Source organism: Streptomyces sp. WMMB 714 (genome assembly GCF_900090125.1).
GTDB classification, from domain to species: domain Bacteria; phylum Actinomycetota; class Actinomycetes; order Streptomycetales; family Streptomycetaceae; genus Streptomyces; species Streptomyces daqingensis.
On the sequence record NZ_FMHJ01000004.1, the window covers coordinates 305,333 to 329,017 of the forward strand.

The 23,685-nt window shown below is 73.3% G+C and carries 23 protein-coding genes; 12 read left to right on the forward strand and 11 right to left on the reverse strand.

Going from position 1 to position 23,685, the window contains the following annotated elements; all coding sequences use genetic code 11:
* Nucleotides 1-69 precede the first annotated feature (69 nt).
* Both H181DRAFT_RS09110 and H181DRAFT_RS09115 read right to left on the reverse strand, forming a co-directional pair.
* Complete coding sequence (locus H181DRAFT_RS09110; RefSeq protein WP_045863761.1) at nt 70-828, reverse strand: hypothetical protein; 759 nt, start codon at nt 826-828, stop codon at nt 70-72.
* Nucleotides 825-1,625 carry a hypothetical protein gene (locus H181DRAFT_RS09115; RefSeq protein WP_045863762.1) on the reverse strand — a complete coding sequence of 267 codons (801 nt, stop codon included), beginning with the start codon at nt 1,623-1,625 and terminating at the stop codon, nt 825-827. Before H181DRAFT_RS09115 ends, H181DRAFT_RS09110 begins: the two co-directional genes overlap by 4 nt.
* A gap of 359 nt (nt 1,626-1,984) precedes the next feature.
* Between H181DRAFT_RS09115 and H181DRAFT_RS09120 the strand changes: the two genes are divergently transcribed.
* Both H181DRAFT_RS09120 and H181DRAFT_RS09125 read left to right on the forward strand, forming a co-directional pair.
* Nucleotides 1,985-2,575 carry an RICIN domain-containing protein gene (locus tag H181DRAFT_RS09120; RefSeq protein ID WP_045863763.1) on the forward strand — a complete coding sequence of 197 codons (591 nt, stop codon included), beginning with the start codon at nt 1,985-1,987 and terminating at the stop codon, nt 2,573-2,575.
* 188 nt (nt 2,576-2,763) lie between these two features.
* The gene (locus H181DRAFT_RS09125; protein WP_045863764.1) at nt 2,764-3,177 is read left to right on the forward strand and encodes a VOC family protein; all 414 of its coding nucleotides are present in this window, start codon (nt 2,764-2,766) and stop codon (nt 3,175-3,177) included.
* A 260-nt stretch (nt 3,178-3,437) separates the two neighbouring features.
* Here the strand turns inward: H181DRAFT_RS09125 and H181DRAFT_RS09130 are convergent, their stop codons facing one another.
* The gene (locus H181DRAFT_RS09130) at nt 3,438-4,415 is read right to left on the reverse strand and encodes a CU044_5270 family protein (protein WP_302622632.1); all 978 of its coding nucleotides are present in this window, start codon (nt 4,413-4,415) and stop codon (nt 3,438-3,440) included.
* 148 nt (nt 4,416-4,563) lie between these two features.
* On the opposite strand from H181DRAFT_RS09130, the gene H181DRAFT_RS09135 reads away from it, so the two are divergent.
* On the forward strand, nt 4,564-5,040 hold the full coding sequence (locus H181DRAFT_RS09135; protein WP_045863765.1) for a nucleoside deaminase: 477 nt from the start codon (nt 4,564-4,566) through the stop codon (nt 5,038-5,040).
* 64 nt (nt 5,041-5,104) lie between these two features.
* On the opposite strand, the gene H181DRAFT_RS09140 is transcribed toward H181DRAFT_RS09135, so the two are convergent.
* Entirely contained in the window at nt 5,105-6,100 is a 996-nt protein-coding gene (locus tag H181DRAFT_RS09140) for a hypothetical protein (RefSeq protein WP_045863766.1), read from the reverse strand.
* Nucleotides 6,097-6,438 (reverse strand): PadR family transcriptional regulator, encoded by a 342-nt coding sequence (locus tag H181DRAFT_RS09145; RefSeq protein WP_045863767.1) that lies wholly within the window; start codon nt 6,436-6,438, stop codon nt 6,097-6,099. Before H181DRAFT_RS09145 ends, H181DRAFT_RS09140 begins: the two co-directional genes overlap by 4 nt.
* 330 nt (nt 6,439-6,768) lie before the next feature.
* Between H181DRAFT_RS09145 and H181DRAFT_RS09160 the strand changes: the two genes are divergently transcribed.
* Together H181DRAFT_RS09160 and H181DRAFT_RS09165 are read left to right on the forward strand one after the other, a co-directional pair.
* Nucleotides 6,769-8,451 (forward strand): acyltransferase family protein, encoded by a 1,683-nt coding sequence (locus H181DRAFT_RS09160; RefSeq protein WP_368073259.1) that lies wholly within the window; start codon nt 6,769-6,771, stop codon nt 8,449-8,451.
* A 226-nt stretch (nt 8,452-8,677) separates the two neighbouring features.
* Complete coding sequence (locus H181DRAFT_RS09165) at nt 8,678-9,043, forward strand: MmcQ/YjbR family DNA-binding protein (protein ID WP_045863770.1); 366 nt, start codon at nt 8,678-8,680, stop codon at nt 9,041-9,043.
* A 92-nt stretch (nt 9,044-9,135) separates the two neighbouring features.
* On the opposite strand, the gene H181DRAFT_RS09170 is transcribed toward H181DRAFT_RS09165, so the two are convergent.
* A complete protein-coding gene (locus tag H181DRAFT_RS09170) occupies nt 9,136-10,527 on the reverse strand; it encodes a HEAT repeat domain-containing protein (RefSeq protein WP_052708514.1) in 1,392 nt (463 codons plus the stop codon).
* Nucleotides 10,528-10,661: 134 nt separating this feature from the next.
* On the opposite strand from H181DRAFT_RS09170, the gene H181DRAFT_RS09175 reads away from it, so the two are divergent.
* A complete protein-coding gene (locus H181DRAFT_RS09175) occupies nt 10,662-11,012 on the forward strand; it encodes a VOC family protein (RefSeq protein ID WP_045863771.1) in 351 nt (116 codons plus the stop codon).
* 172 nt (nt 11,013-11,184) lie between these two features.
* On the opposite strand, the gene H181DRAFT_RS09180 is transcribed toward H181DRAFT_RS09175, so the two are convergent.
* The 3 genes from H181DRAFT_RS09180 to H181DRAFT_RS09190 form a co-directional block, all read right to left on the reverse strand.
* Nucleotides 11,185-11,640 (reverse strand): lamin tail domain-containing protein, encoded by a 456-nt coding sequence (locus H181DRAFT_RS09180; RefSeq protein ID WP_045863772.1) that lies wholly within the window; start codon nt 11,638-11,640, stop codon nt 11,185-11,187.
* Nucleotides 11,641-11,846: 206 nt separating this feature from the next.
* Nucleotides 11,847-12,407 carry a DinB family protein gene (locus H181DRAFT_RS09185; protein ID WP_045863773.1) on the reverse strand — a complete coding sequence of 187 codons (561 nt, stop codon included), beginning with the start codon at nt 12,405-12,407 and terminating at the stop codon, nt 11,847-11,849.
* Between the two features lie 159 nt (nt 12,408-12,566).
* Entirely contained in the window at nt 12,567-13,832 is a 1,266-nt protein-coding gene (locus H181DRAFT_RS09190; protein ID WP_107068710.1) for a pyroglutamyl-peptidase I, read from the reverse strand.
* 292 nt (nt 13,833-14,124) lie between these two features.
* Here H181DRAFT_RS09190 and H181DRAFT_RS09195 point away from each other — a divergent pair, with 292 nt between their 5' ends.
* Nucleotides 14,125-14,502 carry a nuclear transport factor 2 family protein gene (locus H181DRAFT_RS09195; RefSeq protein WP_045863774.1) on the forward strand — a complete coding sequence of 126 codons (378 nt, stop codon included), beginning with the start codon at nt 14,125-14,127 and terminating at the stop codon, nt 14,500-14,502.
* A gap of 133 nt (nt 14,503-14,635) precedes the next feature.
* On the opposite strand, the gene H181DRAFT_RS30160 is transcribed toward H181DRAFT_RS09195, so the two are convergent.
* Complete coding sequence (locus tag H181DRAFT_RS30160) at nt 14,636-14,767, reverse strand: hypothetical protein (RefSeq protein WP_302622633.1); 132 nt, start codon at nt 14,765-14,767, stop codon at nt 14,636-14,638.
* A gap of 1,483 nt (nt 14,768-16,250) precedes the next feature.
* On the opposite strand from H181DRAFT_RS30160, the gene H181DRAFT_RS09200 reads away from it, so the two are divergent.
* From H181DRAFT_RS09200 to H181DRAFT_RS09220, 5 genes are all read left to right on the forward strand, one after another.
* Complete coding sequence (locus tag H181DRAFT_RS09200) at nt 16,251-16,889, forward strand: molybdopterin-dependent oxidoreductase (protein WP_045863986.1); 639 nt, start codon at nt 16,251-16,253, stop codon at nt 16,887-16,889.
* A gap of 193 nt (nt 16,890-17,082) precedes the next feature.
* Nucleotides 17,083-17,673, forward strand: a complete 591-nt coding sequence (locus H181DRAFT_RS09205) for a dihydrofolate reductase family protein (protein ID WP_045863775.1) — start codon at nt 17,083-17,085, stop codon at nt 17,671-17,673.
* Nucleotides 17,674-17,898: 225 nt separating this feature from the next.
* Complete coding sequence (locus H181DRAFT_RS09210; protein WP_045863776.1) at nt 17,899-18,651, forward strand: alpha/beta fold hydrolase; 753 nt, start codon at nt 17,899-17,901, stop codon at nt 18,649-18,651.
* Nucleotides 18,651-19,916 (forward strand): cytochrome P450, encoded by a 1,266-nt coding sequence (locus H181DRAFT_RS09215; protein ID WP_045863777.1) that lies wholly within the window; start codon nt 18,651-18,653, stop codon nt 19,914-19,916. Before H181DRAFT_RS09210 ends, H181DRAFT_RS09215 begins: the two co-directional genes overlap by 1 nt.
* Nucleotides 19,917-20,007: 91 nt before the next feature.
* Complete coding sequence (locus H181DRAFT_RS09220; RefSeq protein WP_045863778.1) at nt 20,008-20,550, forward strand: DUF1707 SHOCT-like domain-containing protein; 543 nt, start codon at nt 20,008-20,010, stop codon at nt 20,548-20,550.
* Nucleotides 20,551-20,647: 97 nt separating this feature from the next.
* On the opposite strand, the gene H181DRAFT_RS09225 is transcribed toward H181DRAFT_RS09220, so the two are convergent.
* Nucleotides 20,648-23,557, reverse strand: coding sequence for an SCO7613 C-terminal domain-containing membrane protein (locus H181DRAFT_RS09225; RefSeq protein ID WP_052708515.1), 2,910 nt, complete (start codon nt 23,555-23,557; stop codon nt 20,648-20,650).
* Nucleotides 23,558-23,685: the final 128 nt, after the last annotated feature.

The window sequence follows — 23,685 nt, forward strand, 5'->3', positions numbered from 1 at the left end:
CACCCGCGAACCGCGTGGCCGGCACGGAACCGGGGCGGCCGTCCCGCCCCGTAGGCCCGGTCGGGCCGGCTATGCCGCGAGCAGCTCGGCGAGCCTGTCGTGGACGTCGTCCTTGCCGTCCACCCGGCTCGGCGTCAGATCCCGCTGCTCGCGGGTGTCCCGGGACAGCACGTGCAGGCGCCCGTGGTTGCGGGCCAGTACGAGGTCGGTGCTGCCTCCGGCGACCTCCGCGGACCCCTGAGCCGTGTAGTGGGTGACGGTGACCAGCGCCGACCGCTCGGAGCTGTCGAGGACGCCGTCGATGTCCGCGGCGGCGTCAGCCCCGGACGGACGGCCCCTGGGCAGCCAGTCGACAAGCATGTCGAGCGCGTCGTCGAGCTTGTACAGGCCCACCTCGTGGACGCCGAGCGCGTCGATGCGGACCATGAGGCAGATCCGCTCCGGCTGCGGGAGCAGCAGGATGCGCCACGGCTCCCCCGCGCCGGTACCGGTCGTCCGGGCGTCGAGCACCTTCCGCGCCCTGCGCTGGAACGCGACCACGATGCCCAGGTCACCGCGTACCTCGACCTGTTCGGCGCTCGACCCGGCCAGCAGGAGCTGGCGCGCCGCCAGCGAGCGGACGGCCTCGGCGAGTACGTCGTCCGGGGGCCGGGCCTCGAGGAAGTCCACGATCGCGTCGACGGCGGTGAGTTCGGCGACCGTGTAGGCGCCGAGCAGCACCGGCCCCGTGCCGACCAGGTTCACCACGGCCGACACCAGCCCCTCGGGTACGGACGCGTCCCCCGCCTCGCCCGAAGCGGGCGAGGAACCGTTCCGGTCACCACTCATGCCGCTCCTCTCTCCAGCCACTCGTCCGCCTCCGGGGGCGGCTCCGGCCGCGCCCGCAGGATCGACGCGGCGATGCGCGAAGGCGTCTCCGTGACCCACACCTCGGAGTTGCCGAACAGCCCCCGCCCCGCCCTCCCGGTCAGGGCGCGGCCGAGTTCCCCCGTCAGGTCCAGCCGGTCCGGCGGCGGGAAGCGCGGGGCCAGGTCCTGGGAGACGGCGGTGGCGTCGTCGTCCTCCTCGATCCTCCGCAGCGCCCGGGTCAGCGACCGCGCGACCGGAGGCGTCAGGGAGGTGGGCACCGCCAGGGCCGGCGACAGGTACATCGGACGCCGCTCGGTCATCCGGGACAGGCCCCACGGGCCGACGTTGCTGCGGGTGACCCGGTACACCACGTAGTCCGCGAGGTGCCGCAGGTCGTTCAGGGTGGGCAGCTTCCGCTCGCCGAAGGCGGCCGGGGTCTTCTCCAGCTGCACCCAGGTGCCCTGAGCGGTACGCCCGTGCAGCTTCTCCCTCACGACCTGCCCGCGCATCCCGATGTCGGGGTAGAGGCTCTTGTCGACGTCCCGGTGGTGGCTGGAGAGACGCTCGCGGCTGCCCCTCGCCGACCGCCACTCCTCGTACAGCGCCGGGTCGTCCACGAGGACGTGCCCGCCGCACAGCACGTCGTGCAGCTGCGGGACCTGCAGTCCGTTCCGCTCCAGGTCGGCGAGGACCGCGGCCTCCTCGGCGCTGAGGCGGCCGACCGCCGCCAGCAGTCCCTTCCGGTAGGCCCCGGCCCGGGCCGTGATCTCGATCATGAGCCGGACTCTGCGGCGCTGCTCCTCGGCTGCCTGCCGCGCCCGCCCGCCCCCGGAACGCGCCTTGCGCCCCCGTCTGCTCCGCACGGCCGAAGCCGGTGTGTGCTCTCGCTTCACCCGGCCAGTACAGCACCGCGTGCGGTGGCCCGCGCGGGCTCGGCTCCGCCGGCCCCCGGAGGCCCGGCCGGGCGGGGGCGCATCCGGTTCCGCCCATACCGCGGCTGGCGGCCCCGCGGGCGGATCCGGCACCTTTCCCTTCGTCGGTGTGGAGTGTGTCGGCCGACCGGGTGACGGACCGGATGAACGGCGGCCGGCGGAGCAGGCTGCCTCGTCCAAGAAAGCAGCAAGCGAGGAGACGCATGCGTCGCATCAAGTCCGCCGTCCTGACCGCCGCGTTCGCGACTGTGCCGCTGGCCGTGGTCCAGGCGCCCGCCGCCGCAGCACCGGGGACGTTCCCGGTCGATGAGAACGTCGTCATCAGCAACGCCGTGAGCGGCAACTACCTGAGCACGGACGGCCAGAACGAGAACCCGAACCAGGACGTCGAGGTCTGGGACAGGGATCCGATGGCCCACGGCGGGTCGGGGGCCGTCTGGAGGATCAAGCGCACGGCCGGCGGCCAGTACCGCATCCAGACGGCGCCGATCGGCAGGGCCGTCCCGGTCTGCCTCTCCACGAACGAGAACAGGCCGGTCTCCGGCAACGCCAGGGTCCGCACCTGCAACTCCGAGGACTCCTCCCAGGATTGGCGGATCGTGGCCAAGCCGCAGGCGTACGACGCCCCGCCCACGGGGGAGTTCCGGATCGTGCCCGCCGACCACCGCGACCACTCGCTGGCCCCGGTCGACGCCCGTACCAACCCCAGGGTCCACCTCAAGCGCAACTGGGACCGGCGGCACTCCCCGGCGCTGGCCTACTGGCACATCGGCGGCCACACGGCGAGCTCGTAGCCGGCGGCTTCCCGGCCGCGGGGACGGTGGGCGTCCCGGCGGCACACGGATGACCGCCTGGCCGGCGGCCCCGGACGGGGGCCGCCGGCCACGGTGTGCGGATGCGCGCTTCACGGGTGGCCCCCCCCCGGCGGGCGTTCCGGTTAGTGTGAGTAATCCGGTTATGTTCCGCTTTGTAGGAGGTTCCCATGGCCTCGCGGCTCAACCCGTACCTCAGCTTCGGCGGCGACGCCCGCCAGGCGATGGAGTTCTACGAAGAGGTGTTCGGCGGCTCGCTGGTCCTGCACACGTTCGGCGAGTACGGCCAGAGCGGCACCCCGCACGCCGACAAGGTCATGCACGCCATGCTGGAGACGCCCAGCGGCTTCGTCCTGATGGGCGCCGACGCCCCGCCGGGCACGGAGCACACCGCGGGCAACAGCTTCTCGGTGAGCGTCAGCGGCGACGACGACGCCGAACTGCGCGGCTACTGGCAGAAGTTGTCAGCCCAGGGCTCCGTGGCGGTGCCCTTCGAGAAGCAGATGTGGGGGGACGTGTTCGGCATGTGCACGGACAGGTTCGGCACCCCCTGGATGATCAACGTCGTGGAGCCGAAGGGCTGACCGTCCGAACGGCACCCGACGGGCTCGACGGGCTCGACGGCGGCCGGTGGCGACCGGTGGCACAAGGGGCTCTCCGCCGACTTCCGCAGCGACGTATTCGGCCCCGGCATGAAAATGACACCTACTGGATCGGCGAACCCTTCACCTGCACGAGGCGCGCCGCGCCCGAGTAGAGCCCGGCGCCCTGCACCCCGCACCCCCCGCCAGGCCGGACCGGGCAGCCGCGGACCCCCGTACCGCGGCTGCCCGGCCCCCGCGCTTCACGGCCGCTGCTTGACCTCGTCGACGACGGCGCAGCCGGTCAGGCGGACGAACTGGTCGTAGCTCTTCTTCCTGCCGAGGGCCGTGCGGATCGCCCTCTCACCGAGGTACTCGTGGCTGTCCTCGTCGAAGACCAGCTTCTGGTCCCTGGTGAACTCGTAGTCGTACGAGACCCCGACGGCGGGACGTCCGTTGCCGTCCTCGACGCCCGGCTCGGCCTTCATGCCGGGAACCGCCGCGAGAGCGTCGTAGGCGGCGGGGCGGAGGCCCTTCGGTGCCATGGGACGGGTGGCGAGTCCCTTCAGGGAGGAGTGGATCATGCGCCACTCGACCTTCTCGATCTCCTCGAGCGGCTTCTTCCCGATCCCGAGACCGGCCGCGACGTAGCGGACCAGCCCGGCCGGGTCGGTGGGGATCCTCTCCAGGGCCTCCCAGTCGGGAGGCGGGAACGTGGACTCGTTCCTGCCCAGCGGTTCGCTCCAGCCGCCCGAGCCGCCGATCTCGTCCACCCATCCGCGCTTGGAGCGGTCCACGGACTGCCAGCTCTCCGCCGTCCTGACTTCGGTCTCGCCCGTCCTGCGGTCGGTCTCCTTGACGATCTCCCGGGTGTAGACGAACTGGTCGTCCCGGGGCACGTCGATCTCGGCGTCCTTCTCGGCGTCCTTCTCCTCCTCCCGCACACGGTCGGCGACCGCGTGGAGCACCTTCCTCGCGCTGATCTCCCGGGTGCCGGCGGCATTCGCGACGGAGGCGCCCGAACCGCCCTTCCCGCCCGGGCCGTCGAACGCCTCGGCGCCGAGCACCACCGTTGCGGTCACCGCCACCGCCGAGGCGACGGTCACCGCGAGACCCAGGAGCGGGTGGCGGCGGACGAGCGGCCGGGAGTCCCGTCCGCTGCCGCCGCCGTGTTCCGCGTCGTCCATCATCCCCCTGTCGTCTGCTCTGCGAGGCGCGCCGGGGCGCAGCGGCCCGGTCACCCTCTACTCCGCACAGCTCGCCGATCGAGTTCACGCGGATCGCACCGGGCCGCCCGGCCAGGGGGTTCGCCGGTGCGCGGGAAATGCGGTGCGCGGCGGTACGGGCCGGTCTAGCATCCGCTCGAAATCCCGACTGGAGGGACGTACGTTGGACGACATCGAGCTGCGGCATCTGCGCCGCTGTGTGGAGTTGGCGGGCGAGGCCCTCGACGCGGGCGACGAGCCGTTCGGCTCCGTGCTCGCCGACGCGGACGGGAAGGCGCTGCGCGAGGACCGCAACCGGGTGGCCGGGGGCGACCGGACCAGGCATCCGGAGTTCGAACTGGCCCGCTGGGCCGCGGCGAACATGACCCCCGCGCAGCGTGCGGGCGCGACGGTCTACACCTCAGGTGAGCACTGCCCGATGTGCGCCGCGGCGCACGGCTGGGTCGGGCTGGGGCGCATCGTCTACGTGAGCTCGTCCGCGCAACTGACCGACTGGCTGGCGGAGTTGGGGGTTCCCGCACCTCCTGTGCGGCCGCTTCCGATCCGGGAGGTCGCTCCCGGCGTCGCGGTCGAGGGCCCGTTTCCCGAACTCGCCGAGCAGGTGCGTGCCCTGCACCGCCGGTTCCACAGCACGCCCTGACCGGGCGGGAGTTCACGGGTGAGGCAGGCGGACAGCCCTGCCGGGGCAGGGCCGGTCTGCGGCCTCAGCACGGAGTGAGGGTGTCCTTGTCCTCCTGCGGACCGCCGGTGTCGCGAGCGGCCGCGCCGGCGGCACGTGCCCGCTTCAGCAGGAACAGCAGGCTCAGCAGGCACAGGACGGACACCGCGTAGGCCGAGTAGTAGGCCTCGTCGTACAAGAGGGCCTCGTCCCCGTCCGTGGTGAACAGCCCCGTCCCGATCCCCAGGAAGAAGGTCGCCGCGCCCGCCACGTGAGGCACCGTCAGGGCGGCGAACCGCATCTGCACCTCCGGCCGTCCGAACACCGCGAAGAACAGGAGCAGGTAGGGGAGCATGCCCAGGTGCGGGGCCTTTGAGGCGTAGTCCAGGCTGTGGTTGAGGACGTGGAGCAGCGTCGCCGCGGTGACCGCGAGCAGGGTGCCGCGCAGGCCGATGATCCGGGCACCGCGCCGGGGCCCGGGCGAGGCGATGAGCGCCGTGGCGGCGATCAGCCCGGTCAGGATGAGCGGCGGGTCGAGGAAGTCGCTCCAGTGCCCCCTCGCGATGTCCGCGACGCGGAAGACCAGCGCCATGGTGGCGAGGACGGTGGCCGCGGCGGCCGACGCCCACCGCCTGCCCGCCGCCCCCGTCAGGACCACGAACGCCCAGCCGACGACGTAGAAGCTGACCAGGATCTGCGTCGGATCGAAGGGGACGCCGGGCATGGGGCGCGGGTCGAAGTCCCCGTCGGCCACCACCCCGACCATGGGGTTCGAACTGCAGGCCAGCATGAGGAGCGGTGCGATCAGGCTCACCACGGCGAGCGCGTCGCTCCACTGCGGGCCGAAGACGCCCTGCAGACGGCGCCAGCGGACCTTGAGGGCACCCTGGACGAGGTCGAACCCGTCGGCCGCGGATATCCGCTCCTGCCCGGGGGCGGCGCACTCCAGCAGGACGGCCAGCATCTCCTCGCCGTGCACGTGGCGATGGGGGCGCGGGTACAGGCGCAGCAGACGTCGGTAGCGCTGCTCCAGGGTGCTCATGCCGTCCCTCCCGCGAGACCGTGCCGGAGACGGAGCCTCGTGGCGGCGATCGTGACGTTGGCGCGCATCCGCTCGACTTCGACCTCGAGCCTGCCGGCGCCCGCGTCGGTCAGCCGGTAGTAGCGGCGCAGGCGCCCGTCCACGACCGCCTCGTGGTCGCTCTCGATCAGCCCCTCGGCCTGAAGCCGGTCCAGGGCCGTGTACAGCGTTCCCGCGCGCAGCCGCACGCGTCCGCCCGAGATCCGTTCTACGTCGCCGATGATGCCGTAGCCGTGCTGCGGGGCGTCAGCCAGCGCGGTCAGGACCAGGAACGTGGGTTCCTGCATGCTCTTGGTCATGGGAACTGCATATACCGAGCATCGGTATCTGTGCAAGGGTGAGCGGGGAACGAGTGGGTGCGGCGGCCTGCGGGTGACGGGGGCTCTTCCCTGGTCGGCGTTGCGCGTGGCAGCCCGGACCGCGGGGCATGGTGACGGCGTCCACAGACCTCAAGTGCCGCCGGATACAGGCTTGTTGCGTCGGGGCGGGGAGGGTGGCCCAGGTGTGCCCCGACCGCTGACGAGGGCGGTGCGCGCCCGTCGGTTCTGACGGCGGGAGGGTGTCCGGACGGGTGCTGTCCTTATGGGGAGTGCTTGGCTAATAGTCAGTCGATCTGTATATGTAGGTCGATGAAAACGTGCGCACGAGACACCTCGCGACTGGTGCTGGAGACGCTGGCGGACTCCCCGCGGCACGGCCGCGGCATCATCGGCGACGCCCGGCGGATCTCCGGGGGACGGGTGCGGCTGCGCGCCGGAGCCCTGTACGCCGCCCTGGACCGGCTTCAGGCCGAGGGGCTGGTCGAGACCGCCCACGAGACCGTCGTCGACGGCCGGCCGCTGCGCTACTACCGTGCGCGCCCCGCCGCCCCGGACCGGAGACGGCCCGCGCGGAGCGCACGACCGGCCGTGCGGACCGTGCCGTGCGGCCCCTGCGGACGGACCGACCGGCCGCCGTCCCCGCCACCTGCCCCGGCGTCTGTCCCCTCGCCCTCGCCCACGTCCTCGCCCACGTCCTCGCCCTCGCCTACGTCCTCGTCCTCGTCCTCGCCCTCGCCCACGTCCTCGCCCTCGGCGTCCGGGCGGACTGCGTCCGCCCCCTCCCGGCTCGCCTGGCTCGACGCCCTCCGCGGAATCGCCGCCATGATGGTCGTCCTCGACCACGCCTCGTCCGCTTTCCTCCCCGGATTCCGCAGGCAGTTGATGCCGTGGTTCGACTGCGGCCGCTACGGCGTCGTGCTCTTCTTCCTGGTCAGCGGGTACGTGATCCCCGCGTCGCTCGAACGCCGGGGCAGCGTCCGGGCCTTCTGGATCGGCCGGGCCTTCCGCATGTACCCCTTGTGGGCCGCCGCCGTGTCCGCGGTGACGCTGCTGTACCTGACCGGCCACGCCCAGCTCCGCGCCGAATGGCCCGACGCCTCTGCCGCCTCCGTGGCGGCGGCGGTCCTCGCGCACGTCACGCTCCTCCAGGAACTCCTGGGAACGGAGAGCGTCCTGATAGTCCTGTGGACCCTCTCCTACGAGGTGTGCTTCTACCTCCTTACCGTCGCCCTCTTCGCCTTCCGCAGGCACCAGCGGTCCGCCCCCGTCGCGGTCTCCCTGGCCGGACTGTCCGTACTGGCCCTCGCCGCCGGGGCGTTCGCGGGCACGCCGCGGCCGTCCGCGCTGTCAGCGGCCGTCGGCACCGTCCCGCTCACATTCGCCGCGGCGGCCGTCCTCGCCGCGGCGGTCTGCTGCTCCCTCGCCCGCAGCCGCTCCCTGCGCGTGTGCGGTGCCGTGCTGGGTGCGGGGCTCGTACTCGTCCTCGTCCCCTTCAACGGCACCGTTCCGCCGTGGGAGGGCCTGCTGATCCTGGCGGTGATGTTCCTCGGGACCGCCGTCCACCGGGCGGACCACGGCCGGAGCCCGGGCCGGAGCGCGGCCCCGGCCGCCGCGGCGGTGCTCGCCTCCGCCCTCGTGTGCGCCGCCGCGTACGGCGGGAGCGGCTTCAACCGGCGCGGATGGACGGTCGCCTTCGTGCTCGCCGCGCTCACCTTCTGGGCCGGACGGGCCCTGCGCCACCGGCGCCTTCCGCGTCCGCTGACCGGGCTGGGGACGATCAGCTACTCGGTCTACCTGCTGCATCCGATGCTGCTGGCCGCCGCGGGCGCGGCTGTGCGCTCGCCCGGACGCGGCGGCCTGGCGGCGGCGTCCGGCTTCCTCGCCGTACTGCTGCCGCTGTGCGTGCTGACCCACCGGTACATCGAGGCGCCCGGGCAGGCGTGGGGGCGGAGACTCGCGGACCGGGCCGGGCGGACCCCGTCCCGCGAGTGAGGCCGGCCCGGGCGTTCCAGGCCCTGTCCGGCACATCTCGCCTTGCTCGCGACGACTGGCACGCACATCCTTCCCCGCTTCGCGGGAGGTGCCCCCGGCGTTGTCGCATCGGCCGAGTAGCCCACGACGAGGGCGATCCTCTGCCTCGGGGCTGTACGCACCGTCCGCCGCGAGCACCGCCTGCAGCGGACGGCGCTGTTTGTCAGCCAGGCCCTAGGTTGGTCCCATGCCCGACTCAGAGGACGTCCGCCGCATCGCGCTGTCCCTTCCGGAGACGGTGGAGAAGGTGGCGTGGGAGATGCCCACTTTCCGCGTCGCCGGGAAGATGTTCGTCACCGTTCCCGACGACGAGACGTCGTTCGCCGTGCGCTGCCCCAGGCACGAGCGGACCGAGCTGATCGCGGCGGAGCCGGAGAAGTTCTGGGTGCCGCCGCACGAGGCGCCCACCGCGTGGGTGCGTGTACGTCTGGCCGCGCTCGACGACGGCGACGAGCTGCGCGACATCCTCGTCGACTCCTGGAAGCAGGCCGCTCCGCCCCGTCTGCTGGAGTCCTTCGAGAGCTCCGGCCGCCCCGGCACCGGCGACGGCTGACGGGAACGGAACGGGACGCGAACCGCTCCGGCGACGGCTGACGGGAACGGTTCCGGGACCGGGACGGTGACGGGCCGTCGTCCCGTGCAAGCTCAGAGCCGCAGCATCAGGCGCAGCATGCGGACCGTGCCCGGGTGCAGCGAAAGCGACGCCCTGTCCAACTCCGCCGAGAGCAGCGCCCGTTCGGACGGGGGCAGCGCCGCGCAGAGCTTCGCGGCGTCCGGTGGAGACCAGCGTGCAGTGAGCATGCGGGCCGCGCCGCGCAGAGCCGCGTCCTCGTCGTCGACGAGCGGCAGAGCCGCACGGAGCTGCTCCAGCTCGGGGCGGCCGGCCTGCACAAGCCGCAGGGCGGCGCGCCGGACGTGGGCCGGGTGCCCGGGCGCGAGGCGGGCGAGGAGCTCGCCGGCCGGGAGCGTGTGCGCGTCCGGTTCGAGGGCCGCCGCCACGCGCCGTACGACTGCCGGGGACGGGTCGTCCAGCATCTCCGAGAGGCGCGCGGGATCGGCCGCCCCGAGACGGTCCAGCGCCCCGGCCGCCGCCGCCCGCACCCCGCTTCGCGGGTCGCCGAGCAGCGGCCCGAGCAGCGCCGCGTCGGCCGCAACGCCGCACTCGCCCAGGCCCGCGACGGCGCCGGGCGGCGCTTCGGCGGCGTGGGTGAGCGCCGCGCGGTAGTACGGCGCGGGTTCCCCGCCTGCCGTACGGACCGCCCACTGCGCGCACGCCCGTACCGCCGCGGTCCGGTCGGCCAGCAGTGGGACCGCTCTGCACTGCCGACCGGAGCGGCGCAGCGCCGTCACGGCTGCGGCGCGTACGCGAGGGGAGCGGGAGGTGAGGAGGCGGTCGTGCACGGTCTCCGGCAGCGGATCCGAGGCGAGCGCGGCGGAGGCGCACGTCTCCTGGACGATCACGTCCGTGTCGCGGCAGGCGGCTTCGGCGAACTCCGCCGCCGTCAGCCGCCCGGTGTCCGCGGCCCGCCGGTACGCCCAGCGGCGCACGCGGCGGGAGGTGTCGCTGAACATCCGCCGCCACAGCGCCAGTCGGCCGCCCGCCAGCCGCGTCTCCAGCAGCTCCAGGGCGAATCCGCCGTACCGGCGTGCGGACGTCCCGAGCACGGTGTCCGCCGCGGCCACCAGCGACTCGTCCGACGCCGCCGCGAGCACGGCGCGCGCCGCGTCCCTGACCGGCTCGGCCCAGTCGGCGCAGCGGAGGACCACCAGCGGCAGCAGCGCGCCGGGTACGGCACGGCGCAGCGCCGCCTCCCGTACGCGTCCGTCGCCGTGGCACAGCGCCTCAGCGGGTGCCGGCGGGAGCGCGGGAGCGGTGCCGGAGAGCGCTGACCAGTAGTGGGTGCGGCGGGCGGCGAGGTCGTAGTCGACCCACTCCCGGGCGGGGGCACCCGGCTGCGGCACCAGCTCCCGTGCCGGCTGTTGCGGCACCAGCTCCCGTGCCGACCCCGGCCCCGGCTCCGTCGGTTCGTAGGTCATGGTCCGGCAGCGTACGGGCGGGCCGCGCCCCCCTTCGAAGGGATTTTCCCGGGGCGCCGACGGGCGATGAGTACGCGGCGGACGCGGAGTCCGTACGTACCGGATCACACGCGCTTGCGAAAGGACTTCATGGCATGAACTTCTCGATGGTGCTCGCAGTAGCCCCCGTCACCGACATCGGGACGTCCGTCAGCTGGTACGAACGCCTCCTGGACCGGCAGCCGGACGCCAGGCCGATGCCCGGGCTGGCCGACTGGCACGTGTCGGCGAACGCCTGGGTCCAGGTCTTCGAGTCCCCGGAGCACGCGGGGTCGACGCTGCTGAACCTCGTGGTCCCGGACCTGGACGCGGCCCTGGAGGAGCTCGCGGAGCGGGGAATCGAGGCCGGCGACGTGCAAGAGGGCGGCCGCAGAAGCCGGTTCGCCGCTGTGCACGATCCCGACGGCAATCGCGTCACTCTGATCGAGAACCCTGTGGCGTCGTGACGGCGGCGCGGCGGGGCGCCGAGGACCGCCCCGACCGTCCGGCTCCCAGCGGGAGTCCTGACCCGCCCCGCTCCCCGCGGGCGTTCGCGGGCGTCCGCCTCCTGGTACGGCACTGCGCTCCACCGCCGGCCGGTCGGGCGGTGGAGCGCAGAGTGACGTGCGGTGCTACCGGTCAGCGGCCGTACCGGCCCCACGACTTGGTGTCGATCCAGCGGCCGCGGTCGTTGCGCAGCGTGGCGGCGTCGCGGTTGTCCCACACGTAGTTGCGGCGGTCCTGGTAGACGTGGTGGCGGGTGTCGCGGCCGATGCCGGTGTGGACGCGGACGGAGTCGTGGCCCCGCAGCCACACGTTGCGGAAGCGGTACTTGTTGCCCTGACGGTCGGTGAGGGTCCAGCCGTTCAGCCGCACCGGCTTGCGGCCCGTGTTGCGCACCTCCACCCACTCGGCGTTCAGGCTGCGGTTGGAGCGCGTGTCCCAACCGGGGCTGTCGTACTGCACGTGTCCGATCTTCACCGCCGAGCGCGGGGCGTGCGAATCGGCGGCAGTGGCCGGCTGGACCACCGCGCCCAGGAGAGCGCCGGACGCCAGAAGCATCGTCGCGAAGCGGAGCGGACGAGAAGCAGACATGTGGTGTCTCCTCGAAGTCGTGCACACACGGCGGCGCTTGGAGCCGCCGGTGCGATCGGGATCCCGGCCGAGTGCCGAGGAGCATCAATGTGAGGGGACACCCGCCCCAAGAGGCCGCAGACAAGGGCCTATTACAGAATGCGGACAAATCCGATACCTGCCGGTGTTTTGAGCCCCGGCCTTCAGGACCCCGGCGTTCAGGACCGCTACTGGCCCACCCGGCCGTCGATGCGTTCGCGCAGCAGGTCGGCGTGGCCGCAGTGGCGCGCGTACTCCTCGATCCGGTGAACCCACAACTCCCGGACGGAGGTGCCGTCCCGGCCCACTCGCGTGCCGAGGTCCTGATGCCCTTCGAGAGCCGCGTCGGTCGCCGCCTGCTCGCGGGCGAGGTCGGCGAACGCCCCGTCGACCAGGGCCTGTTCCGCCGCGGCTCCCTCGAAGTCCGCGTCGCGTGCTCCGTACAGCTTCGGGGCCGGACCGCCGGGGGAGATCCAGTTGCGCCAGTCGCGCTCCACCTCCGCGAGATGACGCACCAGACCGAGCAGCGACATCGTCGAGGGCGGCACCGAGCGCCGGGCGAGCTGCTCCGGGTCCAGCCCCTCGCACTTCAGGCGCAGGGTCAGCCGGTAGTCGTCCAGGAAGTCCCGCAGCGTCGCCAACTCGCCGTCAGGGCTCGCCCCGTCACGGTTGCGGGGATCCTCGTCCGGGTCGGCCCACATGTCGGGGTGGACGGCGGCCTTGCTCCACCGCTCGGGTACGTCGCTCATCCAGCTCACGATGCTGGGACCCGGACCCCGCCGCAACCGGATATCCCGGCCCACGCGCCCGCGGCCCACGTGCCCACGTGCCCACGCGCCCGCCCGGGTGGCGTCCGCCGGAGCCGGACGATGGCACCCGGGCGGGCGGGGCGTCGGTGCGGGGAGGCGTCAGTGCCCGGCCGCAACGCGGATGATCGAACGGACCTGGTCCACGATGTCCCGCCGGTTCTGGTCGAAGTCCGGGTCGGTGATCCCGCCCGTCTCCGGGTCGGTGTTGCCCTCGCCGAACTCCAGGACGGGCGTGTGCACATGGCCGCCGGGGACGTCCAGTCCGAGCCGGTCGCGCAGCAGCGTCGCGCGGTAGGCGATCTCGTTGGACAGGTAGTCCCCGCCGCCTCCCTCACGCGCGGTGGAGCCCTCCGTCGGGCCGTCGGGACGCGTCACCGGCTCGCTTCCGCCGGCCGGGATCTCGACCACCTCGGTGTTGTCCCGCACGGGGAAGCGGCCCGTGGGGGTGCCGGTGATGTCCTGGTAGGGCAGCGTGGTGGACGTCCACTGGGGCTGGGTCGAGGGGTCGGAGACGGGGACGGTCCCGGACGCGGAGACGTTGCCGTTGTCGGGGAACGTGCCGCGCCAGGCGCCGTTGTGGCGCTCGATGTCGAACCGGCCGGGCCTGCCCTGGCTGACGGTGGTGAACATGTCCACCCGCGGCAGATGGGGACGCAGCGCCCGCTCGACCGTTCCGCGGGTGAAGTCGGCCCAGCGGACGGGGAACACGGCCGTCTCGATCCTGACGCGGCCGGCGTCCGTGCGCACCACCGTGCCGTCGAGCGCGAGGGCGCCGGCACCGGACGGATTGCTGATCCTGATGTCCTCGTCCAGCGTGAACGGGTCGAAGCCGGTGACCAGCACCCGCTTCAGCCCCTTCTCCGTCCCGCTCTCCGCCCCGCCCGGGAAGCGGATCGCGTCCTGGCCGCGCGAGCCGCGCTCCAACTCGTCCATCAGGGCGGTGCGTCGGGCGTCGGTCAGCTCGAAGCCGGGATCCCACTGCCGCAGCGCGGCCGTCATCCCGAGCCGCGCCCAGTACAGGGGCCGGTCGTCCAGACGGCTCAGGTCCCCGGCCGCCGGGCCGCGTCCCTGGGCGCGCTCCACCGCGCGCTGCCACAGCCGCTGCCCGTGCAGCGCCACCGCCTTCCGCGCCTGGCCGTACGAGTCCGCACCGCACAGGGCACGGGCGAAACGCGGCGCCACGGAGCCGAAGCCGGAGCGCCGCAGGATCTCCTGGGGCGCGGCCTTGTCCAGCCGCTGCTCCTCGACGGTCAGTCGCACCGAGTCGTCGGCGCACCCGGCGGGCTGCTCGGCCACGGCCGGCGTGACGGGCAGAGCCATGCTCGCGACAACAACAGCAGCCAGTCGTACACGCAGTCTGCGCATCCGGATCTCCTCGGTCGGCGACGTCTACTCGTCGGGGGACATCGACTCGTCAGCGGTTTCGGTACGTCGGGGACGTCAACACGTCGGGGTCGGGCGGCGGTTCCGTACGGCACGGCGCCGACGGCCGGCGACCAGCCTCCGTCACGCGGCAGCGCACGAACACCCCTGTGACCGATGCTCAAGCTATCCGGTGCAGGTCCGCGGCGGTCCCCCGGTGGCCCGGACGGCGCCGGAACGGCCTCGCCCGCCGTCACGGGCGGGAGTTGTCAGAGGCGCCTGCCAGGATGCGCTCATGGAATCGGCGAAGGTCGTTGCAGGGTTCTGGGACCGCATGCAGGCCCGGGACTGGAAGGGGCTCGGCGAGCTGCTCGCGGAGGACCTGGTGGTGGAGTGGCCGGTCACCGCCGAGCGGATCGAGGGCCGTGCGGACTTCATACGCGTCAACGCGGAGTATCCGGAGGGGTGGGCGGTCCACGTCCAGCGGATCGTCGCCGACGGCGAGACCGTGGTCTCCGAGGTCGAGGTCCCCCACGACACGACGGGGGTCCACCGCGTCGTGTCGTTGTGGACGGTCAGGGACGGGAGGATCACCGCCGGACGGGAGTACTGGACGGAGCCGGGATCTGACCCGTCCCCGGAATGGAGGGCCCCGTACGTCCGGCGGATGTGACGCGGCAGCGGGCCGGACCGGACGGCCGGGGGCGCAGCGTGCGGCCCGGCGCCGGTTCGGCCCCCGGCGGCTCCTGGCGGAAGCCCGTCGTGCTCCGTCCCGCATGACGGAAGTGCCCCTCCCGCCGAGGGGGTCACTCCTGACGGAGCAGCCGGGCGAGCAGCCAGGCGATGACGGCGCGGGCAGCACCCGCGAAGACGCCGCTCACCGCGGCGGTCGCGATCTTCCAGCGCGGGTCGTCGGACGAGTTCTTGTGCGGTGTCATCTCTGTTTCCCTCCAGGGAGACGGGTGTGCTGACACCGAGAACCGTGCGCCCCGCAGAATTGTCCGGCTGCTTGATGCGGGCTTTGGGCAGGCCGGGCTCGGACAAGGGACAATGTCCGGCGAACAATGGCGATGTTCGTGCAGCGGGATGCCGGGGGCGTGCGTGGCGGGTAAGGGGCGGCCGGGGCGTGGTTGGGGCTCCTTACGTGGTACCAGCCAGGAGATCAATGATCTCGCCTGCCTGCTCCGGGAGCTGGTCGACAGAAAGGGCGTCGGGCTCCGGCAGCTTCGGGGTCTTCTCACACCTGATCACTTCACCACGGGTGTCGTACCGCCGCTGAGTACGCTCTCGGAGCGCCTCAGCGGCAAGGGTCTGGACTGGGCGCTGGTCGAGGCTGTGATCGACGTCTGCGCGGAGGATGCGATCGCCAAGCGGCGTACAGCTGAGGCGAAGCGTCTGTGGAGCCGGCATCGTTACGCGCCGACCCCGGCCCACGACGAGTCCCGGCTCGAAGCCGTGAAGCCGGCGTCGGGCGTCGACCCTGTCGTGGACGCTCAACGTCACGCGATCGAGGCGCAGTCGCAGCTCATTCGCGCCTTGGAGGCCAGAGCGACGAGCGAGCAGGCGCTCACCAACAGCACTCAGCTGATCGGCGCCCTACTCGTGATGATCGGCCGGCTCCAGGCCCAGGTCGTGGAGCTCGAACAGAACGGTGGGGCCGTCGACCGGGTACGCACCCGGCTCGCCGCGGCGCGCAACCGGCTCGACCGCGCCGAGCGGGAGATGCTCACCGCTGAGACGGATCAGCGGGACGCGCTGCTCCTGGTGTACGAGACCGGAGAGCGCGTGGCCGAATTGCAGGACGCCCTGCGCGCGCTGGGACATGAAGACGCGATCCCGCAGGAGCGCGCCGTCGACCTGTGGGCCGTCACGGGACTGGTGGAACGGGCCTCCGCTTCCGCGGACGGAGCACTGCTCGGGGACGTGTCCGCCGCCCTGCGCCGGATCCACGCGGCCATCGACGAGTGCGTGCGGCTTGTCCAGGGCTCGTCCACGGGGGAGGCCGGCCTCCCGGCAGGGGACGGACCGGTGCTGGGCGAGGAATCGGGACCGGGCGATGCTCCACGGCAGGCGCACGCGGTCGCGCGCAGAGCGGCGGCTCCCTCGGAACGTGGTGCGAGGGCCGGCGCGGGGCACGTGTGGCAGAAGGACGAGTGGGCGAACCCCCTGCCCGAACTGCTGCGGATTCTCGACGACCTGCAGCGGTCGGGCGATTCCCCCCGACTGGGCGAAGTCCTGCGCGACGTCGCTCTCCTGCCCGTCGGCGAACCCGCCGGGGCTCTCGCCGCCCTGCGGGATGCCGGTCACGGAGCGATGCTGCGGCGCGTCGTCAAGGCAGTCGCCGAACGTCCCGGGGCGACCGTTCTCGAGACGGTCCTGGCCATGCGCAGGCTGAGCCTCCACGAGGACGCCGAACGCCTCATGTGGAATTTCGAGAGGCGAGGACGCGCTGTCGGGCCTGTCGCCGCCCACGTTCCCGCGCCGGGGCAGCGGCTCGCGGGTTCGCGGTTCGTCACCCACTACGGGCCCGTGCCGCAATTCAAGCCGGATCACTGGGATTTCCGGGTCTTCGGCGCCACGGCGACGCGGGTGAACCACAGTTTCACGCTCAAGGAGGTCCAGGGACTGCCCGCCTCACGACTCTCCGCCGATCTGCACTGCGTATCGAAGTGGACGGTGCCGGAAAACGACTGGGGCGGAGTCCTGGCGTCCGACTTGCTCGACATCGCACCGCCGGCTGCCGACGTCACGCACGTGATGGTGTGGGCGGAGTACGGGTACAGCGCGAACCTCCGGCTGGACGACCTGGCGGACGGCCGCGCCATCCTCGCCACCCACAACCACGGTGAACGGCTCTCACCGGAGCACGGATTCCCACTGCGCCTCGTCGTACCGCATCTGTACGGCTACAAGGGCCCGAAGTGGGTGCGCGGCATGGAGTACATGACCGCCGACCGCCGAGGCTTCTGGGAGGAGCGCGGCTATCACAACGTCGGCGAAGTAGGCCGTGAGCAGCGGTACTCGTACCAGGAGGAGCCGGGCGAAGGGCCCGTGCTGTGAGGAGCTTCCGCGGTTCGTGACCCGTCGAGGAGGGTCGCGGGAGCTTCCGTGCCCGGCGGCCGGGCGTGTTCCGGCACGGGAGGGCCGCCCCGTCCCCGATGAGTTCCGCCGTCCGCTCCGTCCGCGATGAGTTCCGCCGTCCTGCGCGGTCCAGTCCTCTGCCGCCACCGGATCCGGATTGAGGGAGCAGCCCATGCCGAAGGTCGTCGCGGACATCACCATGTCGCTCGACGGGTTCGTGACGGGGCCCGATCCCGGCCCGGAACAGGGGCTCGGCCTGGGCGCCGAATCGTTCCACGCCTGGGTGACGAGCGGCCACGAGACCGACAGGGAAGTGCTGCGCGAGATCGCGGAGTCCCCGGGCGCGGTGGTGATGGGACGCCGCCTGTTCGATGTCGTCGACGGGCCGTACGGATGGAGCGGACAGATGGGCTACGGAGGGGATTTCGCCACCAGGCCGCGGTTCTTCGTCGTCACCCACGAGGCACCGGAGAGCGTCCGGCTCGATCTCGACTTCACGTTCGTCACCGACGGGCTCGCGGCGGCCGTCGACCGGGCCAGGTCGGCGGCGGGCGGCAAGGACGTCTACGTGATGGGCGGCGGAGACGTCGTCCGCCAGTGCGTGGAGACCGGACTGGCCGACGAGTTGCTCATCCACCTCGCCCCGCTCGTGCTCGGGTCGGGCACACCGCTGCTGACCGGCTGCCCCAACCGGCGCCTCGTCCAGCGCGACGTCCGCGTCTCCCCGAACGCCACGCACATCACGTACGCGCTGCGCCCGTGACTCAACAGCGGCGGCACGCCTGCCGGGGCCGGGGCGAACGCCGCGGCCGCGGGAGGCCGGTGGCGCGCGAGGCCCTGTTCCTCGGCCGGGGTCCTCGGTCCTAGGGTCTGTCCGACACATGGCGCCGTCCGCCGCGGTCGTCGCGAGCGAGGCGAGACGCGTCAGACAGGGCCTGGACGTCGCGGGCCTCGCCGCGCTCACCGACTCGGCTGCGGAGGACGGAACATGGACTTACAGCGTGTCGGCACCGGAGCGCACACCGTGCTCGTACTGCACGGCTGGTTCGGCTCGTCGCGTTCGTGGCAGGCGCTGCTGCCGCACCTCGACCGGGAGGCGTTCAGCTACGTGTTCCTCGACTACCGCGGCTACGGGGAGCGCCGCGGCGAGACGGGCCGGTACACGGTGGCCGAGGCCGCGGCCGACGTGCTGGCGGCGGCCGGGGAGCTGGGGGCGGAGCGGTTCTCGCTGCTGGGGCACTCGATGGGCGGGTCCGTCATGCAGCGGGTGTACGCCGACGCGCCGGAGCGCGTGCGGGCTCTCGTCGGGGTGTCGCCGGTGCCCGCGAGCGGGGTGCCGTTCGACGAGCAGAGCTGGGCGCTGTTCTCCGGCGCCGCGGACAGCCACGGCAACCGCCGGGCGATCATCGACTTCACCACCGGCAACCGGCTCACCGGTACCTGGCTCGACGCCATGGTGCGTCATTCGGCGGAGAACTCGGACCGCGACGCGTTCGCCGCCTACCTGGACGCGTGGGCGCGCACCGACTTCCACACCGAGATACAGGGAGCCGAGGTGCCGGTCCTGGTGGTGGCCGGGCGTCACGACCCCGCGCTCGGTGCGGACACCATGCGGGCGACGTTCGGGGCCTGGTACCCGAACCTCGAACTGGAGGTGTTCCCCGACGCCGGGCACTACGCGATGGACGAGTCCCCGGTCGCTCTCGCCGGGACCGTCGAACGCTTCCTCAGGAGGCACTGATGACCGCGGCCGCCGGGGTCCCCGACGTGTTCGACCCCCGCGTGTTCGCGGACGGCATCCCGCACGACAGCTTCCGGCGGCTGCGCGACGACGCGCCGGTCTGCCGGCAGGACGAGCGTGAAGTGCTCGACTGGCCCGCGGGGCCCGGCTATTGGGCCGTCACCCGCTACCGGGACGTACGCGGCGTGCTGCGTGATCCCGCCGGATACTCGTCGTGGCTCGGCGCCACCCAGATCCGCGATCCCGCTCCGGAGGACCTCGACTTCATCCGGCGCATGATCCTCAACATGGATCCGCCCGAACACAGCCGGATCCGCCGTCTCGCCGCCGCGGTGTTCACCAGGCGGCGCCTGGAACGCTTCACCGAGCAGATCACCGCGCGGGCCGACGCCCTGCTGAACGCCGTCGCGGGGCAAGGCGGTTGCGACCTGCCCGTCGACGTCACCGACGACTTCCCCCTCGCCAACCTCGCCGAACTGCTCGGCGTCCCCGCCGAGGACCGCGGCCTGCTGCTGAAGTGGACCAACAGGGTCATCGGCTACCAGGATCCCGAACACGCCGAGGTCGTACGCGACGCCGCCGGGCGGCCCGTCAACCCCCGATCCCCCGCGATGCTGCGCGACATGTTCGACTACGCGCACGAACTCGCCCGGCACAAGCGCAGCCACCCCGCCGACGACCTGATGACCGCCCTGGCGACGGCCACCCTCGACGACGGGCGCCCCCTCACCGCCGAGGAACTGGCGATGTTCTTCTTCCTCGTCGTCATCGCGGGCAACGACACGGTGCGCAGCGCACTGCCGGGCGGCGTCCTGGCGCTGCTGGAACACCCCGGCGAACACCGGCGGTTGCGCGAGGACCCCGGCCTCGTCCCCTCCGCCGTCGAGGAGATGCTGCGCTGGCATCCGCCGGTGCTCAGCTTCCGCCGCACCGCCGCGCGGGACACGGAGCTCGCCGGGCAGCGGATCAAACGGGGCGACAAGGTCGTGGTCTACCACGCGTCCGCCCACTTCGACGAGCGCGCCTTCCCGGACCCCTACCGCTTCGACATCACCCGCACGCCCAACGACCACCTGGCGTTCGGGCAGGGCCCTCACCTGTGTCTCGGAGCGCACTTCGGGCGGTTGCAGATGCGGATCTTCTTCACCCGCCTCCTGGACCGCCTGCCCGAACTGGAACTCGACGGGCCACCGGTCCGCCTCACCTCCAACTTCATCAACGGCGTCACGCATCTGCCGGTGCGCTGGCCCCCTGCGCGCGGCTGACCGGCGGCGGAGGGCGCAACGCATCCAACGCGCCCTGCCCGTCACGGACTTCGCCGTATCCGCGCCGGCAGCCCGGCAGTAGAGTGCCAAGGTGACCGCTCTGCCGGGGGACCGGCCGCCACCGATCAGCGCAGACGACCGCGACACGGCCGTGCGGCGCGTCCAGGAGGCGTACGCCGAGGGGCACATCTCTCACGAGGACTTGAACGAACGCCTCCACCGGGTGCTCACCGTCAGGACGCATGGTGAACTCACCTCGGCTCTGGCCTCGCTACCAGAGGTGGATGCGGGCACCATGTCGGAGATCGCCGCCGCCGGCGGCCGGATACGGCGGCGCGGCGTATGGCGGGTACCTCGGAGCCTGAAGGTCGAGTCCGCGTTCGGAAGGGTCTATCTGGACTTGTCCCAGGGGGTCTTCGAACATTCCGCGGTCGACATCGAGCTGCACCTCGGCACCGGCAGGGCCAAGATCAAGGTGCCTCGCGACGCGACCGTCGACATCGAGGGGTTGGGCACCGGGTGGAAGGACACGCTCTACCAGACCCCGAGGCGCTCCCGGCCCGGCGGGCCGAGGATCCGGATCTCCGGGACCATGGGATTCGGACGGCTGAAGATCCGCCACGCGCGGCGCTGAGCTTTCCTCCGTCACAGAAGAGCGCCCGCGGCCTTGGCGCTCGCCCCAGGACCGGGACATGCGTGCGACACACGCCTACGGGTCGCGCACGGGCGCCTCAACTCAGCCGCTGCCAGGCGCGCTTCAGCCGCCGTGCCTCCTCCAGGCGTCGCTCGTACGTGGCGCCCGCCGCGACCAGCAGGAGCCCGGCGAGCGCCGGCACCAGCCAGCGCGGCAGCAGCCAGGCGACCTGGACGACGTACGGGGCGAGTTCGTGCACGCCGACCGCCGCGAGCGTGGCCCCGCCGAGGAGCAGCGGAGCCTGCGCCCGCCACCTGGCGCCCGCGAGGGTGGTCCCGAGCGCCGCCGCGCCCAGCAGCAGCGGACGCAGCCAGTGCGGGTCGCTCGCGACCATGACCAGGCTCGGCAGGAACGTGAAGGCGAGCCCGCCGCCGTAGGCGAGCCACGACGAGAGCCGCGGCCCGGCCGTCTCCCCGCTGCCCTCGCCGACGCCCGTCCGGCGCCTGCGCAACCAGCCCAGGAGCAGCAGGGCTGCGGAGACCGGCAGCGTGTATGCCTCGGGGGTGGTGACGCCGGACGCCAGCAGCCGTACCCACGTGGCGAGTACGAGCAGCGCCGCGGAGCCGTAGCCCGCACCCCGGCGCCGGTCGGCGCGGAGGGCGAGTCCGGCGGCGGTCACGGCGCACAGGGCGAGTACGAGCCAGAGGGTCTCCGGGCGGGGCGCGCACAGCATGACCGCGGCGAGCGCGGTGGCGTAGCCCGCGCATTCGACTGCGAGTGCCATCGCCGTGCGCGCGGCGGGTGGAGCAGCCTTGCGCGCGCCGGGCGCGGCCGCCTCGCCGCGGGCCAGCAGCGCCGCCACCGGCACGGTGCACACGGCGACGGCGAGCACCGCGAAAGGCGCCTGGTGCGCGGGGAGATGCAGCGTCGCCGCGAGGGCACCGGCCAGCCCGGCCGCGTATGCGACCGCCGACGCCGCGAGCGCGGCCCGGCGGCCCGGACCGCCCGTTCGCGACCAGGCGGCGCTCGCCGCCGACGCGCCGCCCATCAGGGCCAGCACCCCGAGCGTGGCGCCCTGTTGCGCGAGGGCCCAGCCCGTCGCGGTACCGGACAGGACGAGGCCCGACACCAGTGCGGTGACGCCCGCCGCTCCGTCCGGCACCGTGACCGAGGCGGCGAGCAGCGCGACGGCCAGCACGGCTATGACGGCGACGGCCGGCCCGTACGGCAGCACGAGCACCGCGGTGGCGCCGGCGGCGGCGCCCAGCGCGGTCAGCGCCGGCAGCACGGGCACGGCCGTCCGCGTGTCCGGCTCCCGGTCCGGCGCGCTCCCGCCGCCGGACCGCCGTCCGCCGCCCGCGGCTGAGTCGGCTGAGTCGGCTGAGTCGGCTGAGCCGAGCGCGCCGACCGTGCCGAGCGCGCCGGCGAGAAGCGGTGCCGACAGCGCCAGCAGTACGAGGATCAGCGGCGTGGCGGCGGAGCCGGTCCACGCGAAGTGCGTGTCGACGGCCTGCCGGACGGGGCCGTGCGGCGGCCCCTGCCATATGCGGCCCGCGTACCTCCACGGCCCGAACACGGCCTCCACCACCGGCACGAGCGCCCACACGAGCGCACCGGTCTCCACCGCGAGCGCCGCCACGGCGAGTCCGGACGACTGCCGCGCGGTGAGCACCCGCGTCGCGTGCGGGATGAGCAACGCGCCCAGCAGGCCCGTCGCGCACAGCAGATACACCAGGACACGCCAGTCCCCGCCCTCCGTGCCCGAGGCGCGGACCACGGACCACACGGTGCCCGCGAGCGCCGCGACCAGCAGCAGGCCGGCGGTGACGCCCAGCGGGCCCGCGACCCGGAGGGCCTCGCGGCGCCGGCCCGCGTACAGCAGCACGGCCGCGGCCGCTGCCGGCAGCGCGCTCCAGCTCAGTGCCGTGGCGACACCGCCGGACTGCTGCTGGGCCAGCGTCATGCCCGTCATCAGCGCGCCCGCCGGAACCGCCGCCAGGGCCGCCGTCCACCGGACCGGCCGGGCGGTCGCGCGGCTGCCCGGGCCGTCCCCGTCCCCGTCTCCGTCGCCGGAGCCCGCGCTGTCCCCGTCGTCCCCGTCGTCGCCGGTCCGCCGCCGCGATGCCGCCAGGGCGACGTCCGCGGCGAAGGTGACCAGCAGCGCGACGGCCAGCACGTAGGTCGCCCGGTCCGCGGGCCCGTCCAGGGCCAGCGCGCCCAGGGGCAGGGCGAACTGGGCCACGGCGACAGCGGAAGGCAGCGTCAGCCGCAGCCCCGGCGACGGCAGCGCCAGCCCGTAACCGGCCCACACCGCGGCGATCAGCGCCGCGCTGCCCGCCGTCCAGCCGAGCCCGTCCGTCTGCGGAAAGCCGACCTCGTGCAGCGCGTACGCGTCCAGCGCCAGCAGCGCCAGCCCGAAGCCCGCCACGGACTCGGCGGTGGCCGCCAGCCCGCGGTGCAGCAGCGGCAGCGGTGCGGCGAGGGTGCACAGCGTCAGTCCGCCGAGCACCGCCGCACGTCCGCCGACACCCATGTCGCCCCAGCTCAGCAGCGTGAACGCGAGCGCGGCGACGGTGAGCAGGACACCGCCGAGCAGGAGGAGGACGTTGCGTGCGGTGTACGACGAGGTCTCCGCCCGCGCCGCGCCCCACGCCTTGGGCACGGGCCCGTGCGCAGGGGGCGGTCCGAAGGCACCGGCGGGAGCCGCTGCCGGGCCTTGCGCGCCGTGTCCGGCTCCCCGCGCCCGCAACCCGGCCAGCAGGGCGTGCCGCCGCTCGTGGAGTGCGGCGCGCCGCCGCTCCAGGGCGGCCAGGTCCACGTCGACCCGCAGCAGCTCGTCGATCTCCCCGCCGGCCAACGGCAGCGCGCAGTAAGGGCAGTTGGCGGGCGGCTGCCCGTGTGCCGGACCCGGACCCGGACCGTGGTCCGCCGCCGGCGCGTGCCCGGCCGTGTGGCCGAGCCGTCCACGGCAGCCAGGGCAGTAGGCGAGCGGCTGGTTGAATCCCATACCGGGCAGCCTGACGCGGCTCCACGCGGCTGACATCCGTCCGGGTACTCAGATCGGCCCTGTGCAGCGGTTTCCCGGCGCCGTCACGGACAGGCCCCGGGCACCGTCCAGGCGGCCCCGCCCTGAAA

What these genes read in the sequence shown, in the direction of transcription:
- H181DRAFT_RS09125 (WP_045863764.1), top strand. Translation starts at nt 2,764, where the DNA reads ATGGCCTCGCGGCTCAACCCGTACCTCAGCTTCGGCGGCGACGCCCGC.
- H181DRAFT_RS09225 (WP_052708515.1), bottom strand. Translation starts at nt 23,557, where the DNA reads ATGGGATTCAACCAGCCGCTCGCCTACTGCCCTGGCTGCCGTGGACGG.
- H181DRAFT_RS09110 (WP_045863761.1), bottom strand. Translation starts at nt 828, where the DNA reads ATGAGTGGTGACCGGAACGGTTCCTCGCCCGCTTCGGGCGAGGCGGGG.
- H181DRAFT_RS09180 (WP_045863772.1), bottom strand. Translation starts at nt 11,640, where the DNA reads ATGTCTGCTTCTCGTCCGCTCCGCTTCGCGACGATGCTTCTGGCGTCC.
- H181DRAFT_RS09140 (WP_045863766.1), bottom strand. Translation starts at nt 6,100, where the DNA reads ATGAGCACCCTGGAGCAGCGCTACCGACGTCTGCTGCGCCTGTACCCG.
- H181DRAFT_RS09145 (WP_045863767.1), bottom strand. Translation starts at nt 6,438, where the DNA reads ATGACCAAGAGCATGCAGGAACCCACGTTCCTGGTCCTGACCGCGCTG.
- H181DRAFT_RS30160 (WP_302622633.1), bottom strand. Translation starts at nt 14,767, where the DNA reads ATGACACCGCACAAGAACTCGTCCGACGACCCGCGCTGGAAGATCGCG.
- H181DRAFT_RS09160 (WP_368073259.1), top strand. Translation starts at nt 6,769, where the DNA reads ATGAAAACGTGCGCACGAGACACCTCGCGACTGGTGCTGGAGACGCTG.
- H181DRAFT_RS09175 (WP_045863771.1), top strand. Translation starts at nt 10,662, where the DNA reads ATGAACTTCTCGATGGTGCTCGCAGTAGCCCCCGTCACCGACATCGGG.
- H181DRAFT_RS09115 (WP_045863762.1), bottom strand. Translation starts at nt 1,625, where the DNA reads ATGATCGAGATCACGGCCCGGGCCGGGGCCTACCGGAAGGGACTGCTG.
- H181DRAFT_RS09165 (WP_045863770.1), top strand. Translation starts at nt 8,678, where the DNA reads ATGCCCGACTCAGAGGACGTCCGCCGCATCGCGCTGTCCCTTCCGGAG.
- H181DRAFT_RS09120 (WP_045863763.1), top strand. Translation starts at nt 1,985, where the DNA reads ATGCGTCGCATCAAGTCCGCCGTCCTGACCGCCGCGTTCGCGACTGTG.
- H181DRAFT_RS09210 (WP_045863776.1), top strand. Translation starts at nt 17,899, where the DNA reads ATGGACTTACAGCGTGTCGGCACCGGAGCGCACACCGTGCTCGTACTG.
- H181DRAFT_RS09170 (WP_052708514.1), bottom strand. Translation starts at nt 10,527, where the DNA reads ATGACCTACGAACCGACGGAGCCGGGGCCGGGGTCGGCACGGGAGCTG.
- H181DRAFT_RS09190 (WP_107068710.1), bottom strand. Translation starts at nt 13,832, where the DNA reads ATGCGCAGACTGCGTGTACGACTGGCTGCTGTTGTTGTCGCGAGCATG.
- H181DRAFT_RS09205 (WP_045863775.1), top strand. Translation starts at nt 17,083, where the DNA reads ATGCCGAAGGTCGTCGCGGACATCACCATGTCGCTCGACGGGTTCGTG.
- H181DRAFT_RS09215 (WP_045863777.1), top strand. Translation starts at nt 18,651, where the DNA reads ATGACCGCGGCCGCCGGGGTCCCCGACGTGTTCGACCCCCGCGTGTTC.
- H181DRAFT_RS09200 (WP_045863986.1), top strand. Translation starts at nt 16,251, where the DNA reads ATGTGGAATTTCGAGAGGCGAGGACGCGCTGTCGGGCCTGTCGCCGCC.
- H181DRAFT_RS09195 (WP_045863774.1), top strand. Translation starts at nt 14,125, where the DNA reads ATGGAATCGGCGAAGGTCGTTGCAGGGTTCTGGGACCGCATGCAGGCC.
- H181DRAFT_RS09185 (WP_045863773.1), bottom strand. Translation starts at nt 12,407, where the DNA reads ATGAGCGACGTACCCGAGCGGTGGAGCAAGGCCGCCGTCCACCCCGAC.